This is a genomic window from Ramlibacter sp., assembly GCF_013697775.1.
In the GTDB taxonomy this organism is placed as follows: domain Bacteria; phylum Pseudomonadota; class Gammaproteobacteria; order Burkholderiales; family Burkholderiaceae_C; genus Ramlibacter.
The window spans coordinates 1-6207 of the sequence record NZ_JACCWG010000215.1 but is presented as its reverse complement, the minus strand read 5'-3'; the positions used below and the strand labels follow the sequence as shown (position 1 = coordinate 6207).

Here is a 6207-nt window from a genome sequence, read left to right as displayed (position 1 = left end):
GCCGTGGACCGCGCCGGGCAGGCGGCGCCGCTGCAGGTGCCGGGCGACCCGGAGCTGTATCCGATCGCGCCGGTCGGCATGCCCGGGCCGGTGTTCCTGGTCTCGTCGAACTTCCGCACGGTGTGGCGCTACAACCAGTCCGAGCGCTACGTGATGGAGGTGGCGGTGCTGGCCGACAAGATCGCCGGCGGGCCGGGCATCGTCACGCCCTGGCCGACCGACGACCCGGGCCTCACGCGCGCGCAGACCCGGCAATTGCAGGAGTGGCTGGTCTCGCGCGGCCACGCCCTGGTGACGGCCGACGGTGTCGCCGGGCGCAACACGCGCGACGCGATCGAGGCCGAGCGCGCCAAAGCCGGCCTGCCGCCGGGGAGGCGGGTGGGGCAGCGGACGATGCGGGTGCTGATGGGGATGTAGGGTTGTGCGTGCATCGGTATGCTCGCGCCATGGCTATCGAACTCGATCACTTCATCGTCTCCACGCGCGACAAGGCCGCCTCGGCGCAGCGGCTGGGCGAACTGCTCGGCGTGCCGTGGGCGGCATCCGGCGTCGGCCCGTTCGCGCCGGTGTACCTCAACGACGGGCTGACGCTGGATTTCTTCCAGACCGACGAACCGTTCCCGGTCGAGCACTACTGCTTTCGCGTGAGCGAAGCGGAATTCGACGCGATCCTGGAGCGTATCCAGGCCGCGGGTATTCCGTTTCGCAGCGACGTGCACAGTCCGGTGAACAACCAGGTCAACACGGCCTATGGCGGGCGCATGGTGTACTGGAACGACCCGGACGGGCACCAGTGGGAGATGCTGACGGTGAGCTACGCGCGGCGGGGGTGAGGTGGATGTGAAGTCTCCGGCTGAGAACGCAAATGGGGTCAGAGCACGATTCGGACGGCGCCCCGGCGCTTCGGAGACGCTGCGTCCTGAATCGCGATCCGACCCCATTTGCTCGGACGGTGAACCGTTCCACCCGGATCGCGCGAAACAACGTGCAGCGCGGTCCCTCCATGATTGATCGCGGATTCACTCCGCGGTCAATCATCTGATCAGAGCACTTCAAAAACGCGCAGCGTTTTTGAAGTGACTAGACTTCCGCGATCATCTCGATTTCGACGCAGGCGCCCGTCGGAATCTGCGCCACCCCGAAGGCGGAGCGCGCATGCGCGCCCTTGTCGCCGAACACCTGCGCGATCAGTTCGCTGCAGCCGTTGGTGACCAGGTGCTGCTCGGTGAAGTCGGGCGTGGAGTTCACCAGGCTCATCAGTTTGACGATGCGCTTGACCTTGCCCAGGTCGCCGCCCACTGCGGCCTGCAGCGTGCCCATCAGGTCGATGGCGATGGCACGGGCGGCCTGCTTGCCTTCCTCGGTGCCGATGTTTTTGCCGAGCTGGCCGACCCAGGGCTTGCCGTCCTTCTTGGCGATGTGGCCGGAGATGAACACCAGGTTGCCGGTCTGCACGTACATCACGTAGGCCGCGGCCGGGGTGCCCACGGTGGGCAGGGTGATGCCGAGTTCCTTCAGCTTGTCGTTGACGCTCATGGGGTGCTCCTTGTGTCGTTGGAAGAATTCCCGGCCGATTCTACGGAGCCCTCCACCGGCGCCACCGTCACCGCCACCCGCAGCGTGTGGCGCGCGCCGCCCTGGATCACGCCGCGCAGCGGCGACACGTCGGAATAGTCGCGCCCGGTCGCCAGCACCACGTAGTCCTCGCCGGGCAGGCGGTCGTTGGTCGGGTCGAGCTCCAGCCATTGCCCCGGGCCGTTCGCATCGGGCAGGTACACCGACACCCAGGCATGCGAGGCGTCGCCGCCCACCAGCCGCGGCCGGCCAGGCGGCGGCTCGGTCAGCAGGTAGCCGCTGACGTAGCGCGCCGGCAGCCCCAGGCTGCGCAGGCAGGCCAGCATCACGTGCGCGAAGTCCTGGCACACGCCCTTGCGCAGCGCCAGCGCCTCCAGCGCCGGCGTGCCCACGTCGGTGGCGGCGGTCTCGTAGACGAAGTCCTCGTGGATGCGCGTCATCAGCGCACGCGCCGCCTGCGCCAGCGGCCGGCCGGCAGCGAAGCTGGGGCGCGCATAGGCGGCAAACGCCTCGTCGCGCGGCGCATAGGGCGAGGCGAACATGAATTCCGCGGCCGCGTCGTAATGCGCGGCGCGGTGGTAGCGCATGCGCTCGCGCGCTTGCTCCCACGGCATGGAGTCGCCCGGCTGCGCGCGCGGGCGGGTGGCCACCAGGCTGTCGGCAACCACGCGCAGGCTCTCGTGCACCGCCTGCAGGCTGAAGAAGGTGCGCGTGTTGCCGAACACGTCGGTGGACTCCTTGCACTGCGCCGGCGCGGGCGCGATCTCCAGCCGGTGCGCGAGCACGGCCTGCTGCGGGCCGTGCGCGGGCCGCAGGTGTGCGACGTGCTGCGCCGTCTTCACGGGCGGCGTGTAGGCGTAGCGGGTTTCGTGGACGACGCGCAGCAGCATGGTGTTAGGGCCGGTTCAACCATTTTTTGCAGTTTCCCCCCAACCCTTTGGGCTGCGGCCAACAAGGCCGCCATCGGAGCCCCCGCTCCATTGCAACACCCATACGCCACAGCTTTCGGCGCGCATCGGCCTAGGCATAAAAAGGACCTCGCCTCAGGCGACAGCGGCTCGGCCGCTGTCGCCTGGGAGGCTCAATTTACCTGAGTTCGCGTGCTCTTGGCTGACGTGGCGCGTGCCCGCTGCAATGCCACCTCTGTGCGCGATGCCCTTGCCTCCTCGGCCGAGACAGCCGCAGCCGAACTGGTGCTCGGGGTGCTCCGGGTGGCCTTGGCAGGCGCGCCGGCTGTCGCCGCCGCCGAGTGCCCCAATTCATTGTCTGACCTCGCGCCGCTGGAAGGTGCACTGCCCAGTGCCTGCGTACCCGCAGCTCCCTTCAACGCGTCGCTCTTGCTTGTTGCTGCTCCGGGAACGGCAGCGGCCATGGGTTGCGTTGCGCCACGTGCGCCGGCTGAGGTCTTGCCTGCCGGGGTGTTGTTCGATGCCGCGGCGGGACCCATGGCAGCAGAGGTGGCTGCTGGTGAGCCCTTGCTTGAAGTAACCGACCCTTTCGCCTTGCCATAGGCGTTGGCGGGGGTCGCGGGGGCGTTCATGGGCGACGATGCCGGCGCAGAACCAACTGCGCCTCTCATCGCGTTCCCTGGATTGGTGGACGTGGTGCTCGGAGCACTGTTCGATGACGCGGAAGGCGTTGCCCCAATGCCTGATGTGCTCGCTGCGGGTATGCCCATGGGCGAGGCAGCGACGGCTTTCGTCGCGCCAGGCGCGGTAACGGAGGTCGCCGGCGCGAGACCGGGGTTGGATGACGCTGGGGAGGCTGTGGCTGCGTTGGCCGAGCTTGGGTTGGCGGTTCCGGTCGATGCTGCTGCGGCAGCGTTGCTCGTGCCAGTGGTTGCGCTGGCGCCGGAACCTGCAGTCGTTCCGCCAACGGCCGCTGTGCCACTGGGGCTCCCACTCGAAGGGTTGGCCCCAACGTTGTTGCCGACAGCGCTCGTATTGCCTTGATTGCCGGTGCCGGTATTGCCGATGCCGCTGCCGCTGTTGCCTGAGCCTACGTTTGCACCCCCGACGCCGCCGGCATTGCCTGCGGCAGCACCGCCCGCGCTGCCCCCGCTGGACGCTCCTGAACCGCCGCCGCCCGCCCCTCCGGCACCTCCGCCAGCACCAGCCCCACCACCACCCGCGCCACCACCACCTGCGCCATTGCCACCTGCGCCATTGCCACCTCCGCTATTAGCGAAGCCCGGCTCGCTCCATGTCAATCCGAAAGCCCCCGTCAACGCGGCGGCAATCATCGTCATGCCCATGGTTTTATTGATGAATTTCATGGAATTCCTTCGAGGGAAACAAATTGTTGAGAGGGAGACTGCAGCGGGTGACTCAAATTGCCACAACAAATACATTTAAACACCTATGAAGCAGTTGAGGTGGGATGATCAACCATCCCGCAACAGTTCGCGGCGGTGTCTGACAAGGCCGTGGCGCCATCTCCTCCCTGGCTGTCCCTGCTGGGGCGCGAATGCCGGGCGGCGCCCGCGACGTCCTTAGCCACGGCAGCATTGCTTGCCGAACTTCGGAGCCTCTGCCGTGCAAGCGCCTAGGCTCCGATGCTGTAGCGGCTGTCGGCCGCGTGCGCGAAGTAGCGCGTGGTGAGGTCGTCCGATAGCAGGTAGGCGGCGTCCCCGCATTGCTCCAGCAGCGCCAGCAGGGCGGCGTAGCCGCCGTCGGCATCCACCGTGCACAGAGCCTCCAGCGACCATAGGGCCGGGTCGGGCACGCCGGCGGCGATGTCGGGCACGGTGCCGGGCTGCGCGCGCGCCAGCTTGGCGAGCTGGCCGCGCAGCGTCTTGGTGACCCAGCCCAGCGAGCGCGGGTTGTCCAGGTCCAGCACCAGCAGGTCCAGCAGGGCCGGCAGGTCGTGGCGCTGCTGGTAGTGGGCATGGAAGGTGATGGTGCTGTCGAACAGCGCCACCACGGTTTCGAAGCCGCTCTGGTCGAACACGGCGCCGGTGGCGAAGGCCTCGGCCAGCGCCGAGGCCAGGAACCCCAGCCGCTCCAGCTGGCGGCCGCAGGACAGCAGGCGCCAGCCGTCGTCGCGCGTCATGCGGTCGGTCTGCGCGCCGGTCATGGCCGCGGTGCGGCCCGACAGCGTCTCCAGCACGCGCAGCGCCTCCACCGGCGAGTAGTCGCCGTCGTGCATGCACTGCGCGCAGCCGCGCGCGAACTCCTGCTCGGCCTGCACGATCACGTTCCACTGTTCCTGCGACAGGCGCTCGCGCACGGCCGAGGCGGCGTGGCGCAGGGCGCGCAGGTTGTAGCCCACGCTGGTGTTGCCCTCCTTGCCGGCCAGCGCCGCGATCAGCGAACGCTCGAACACGCGCCGCGCCTGCGCCGGCGGCGGCACGGCGGGCAGCACCAGGGCGCTGTCCGCCGCCATGGCGCCCAGCCAGGCCAGCAGCGGCTGCGACGACTGGTCTTCGCCGTTGAGGCCTTCCAGCACCAGCCGCGCGAGCCGCGAGGTGTTTTCGCTGCGTTCCGTATAGCGCCCCAGCCAGAACAGGTTTTCCGCGGCGCGGCTGGTCACGGTGGACTGGCGGTGCGCGCCTTCGACAGCCGGGTGCGCGTGCCGCAGCAGGCTGGTGGCGTCGACCTCGCCTTCGGTGATGACCCAGGTGTCGGCGCTGCTGCCGCCGCGCTGCATCGACGCGCTCTGCGGCTGCGCGCCGCCCAGCCGCGTGAGGCCGCCCGGCAGCACGCGCCAGCCGCCAGCGCCATCGGACACCGCGAACACGCGCAGCACCAGCGAGCGCGGCATGATGCCCTGTACATGGCCGTCGCCGCCGCTCCAGGTGGGCATCTGCGACTGCGGCGGATCGGCCTGCACGGTGTACTCGTCGGCCGCGCGCACGATGCGGCCGGCCCATTCGTCGATTGCCCGCAGCCCCAGCGCCTGGCCGCGCACGGCGCCGGCGCCCGGCACGCCATAGGTCGGCTTGATGGCGGACTGCGCCAGCTCCGGCAGCGCGGCGTCCAGCGCGGCGCGCTCGCCGCACCACCAGCTGGGCAGCGACGGCAGCTTCAGCTCCTGGCCGAACAGCTTGCGGCACAGCGCCGGCAGGAAACCGAGCAGCGCCGGCGACTCCAGGAAGCCCGAGCCCGGCGCGTTGGCCACCAGCACGTTGCCCGCGCGGATCGCCTGCAGCAGGCCCGGCACGCCCAGGTGCGAGTCGGAGCGCAGCTCCAGCGGATCCAGGAATTCGTCGTCCAGCCGCTTGAGCACGCCGTGCACGCGCTGCAGGCCGGCCACCGTCTTCAGGTACAGCCGCTCGTCGCGCACCGTCAGGTCGCTGCCTTCCACCAGGGTCAGGCCGAGATAGCGAGCCAGGTAGGCGTGCTCGAAATAGGTTTCGTTGTACGGCCCGGGCGTGAGCAGCGCGATGCGCGGCTCGCCGCCATCGGCCGGGCATTGCGCGGCCAGGCTTTCCAGCAGTGCGCGGTAGGTGGCGGCCAAGCGCTGCACCTTGAGCTCGCGGAATGCCTCGGGGAACAGGCGGGAGATGATCAGCCGGTTCTCCAGCAGGTAGCCCAGGCCCGAAGGCGCCTGCGTGCGCTGCGAGGCCACCCACCACAGGCCTTCGGGGTCGCGCGCCAGGTCGAAGGCGGCGATGTGCAGCCGGCGCCCGCC

6 protein-coding genes are annotated in these 6207 nt (G+C 69.5%); 2 read left to right on the top strand and 4 right to left on the bottom strand.

What is annotated here, in order from left to right; all coding sequences use genetic code 11:
• Both H0U68_RS24380 and H0U68_RS10780 read left to right on the top strand, forming a co-directional pair.
• On the top strand, positions 1-417 hold a 417-nt coding region (locus H0U68_RS24380; protein WP_365731356.1), incomplete at its 5' end, for a lytic murein transglycosylase.
• Positions 418-446: 29 nt separating this feature from the next.
• Positions 447-833, top strand: coding sequence for a VOC family protein (locus tag H0U68_RS10780; RefSeq protein WP_365731354.1), 387 nt, complete (start codon positions 447-449; stop codon positions 831-833).
• Between the two features lie 247 nt (positions 834-1080).
• Here H0U68_RS10780 and H0U68_RS10775 read toward each other — a convergent pair whose 3' ends face one another.
• The 4 genes from H0U68_RS10775 to H0U68_RS10760 all read right to left on the bottom strand — a co-directional run.
• Positions 1081-1536 (bottom strand): RidA family protein, encoded by a 456-nt coding sequence (locus H0U68_RS10775; RefSeq protein WP_296355411.1) that lies wholly within the window; start codon positions 1534-1536, stop codon positions 1081-1083.
• Complete coding sequence (locus tag H0U68_RS10770; protein WP_296355409.1) at positions 1533-2465, bottom strand: transglutaminase family protein; 933 nt, start codon at positions 2463-2465, stop codon at positions 1533-1535. The genes H0U68_RS10775 and H0U68_RS10770 overlap by 4 nt, the downstream gene beginning before the upstream one ends.
• A gap of 1108 nt (positions 2466-3573) precedes the next feature.
• A complete protein-coding gene (locus H0U68_RS10765) occupies positions 3574-3741 on the bottom strand; it encodes a hypothetical protein (protein ID WP_296355407.1) in 168 nt (55 codons plus the stop codon).
• Positions 3742-4119: 378 nt separating this feature from the next.
• A partial coding sequence (locus tag H0U68_RS10760) for a circularly permuted type 2 ATP-grasp protein (RefSeq protein ID WP_296355406.1) occupies positions 4120-6207 on the bottom strand: 2088 nt, incomplete at its 5' end.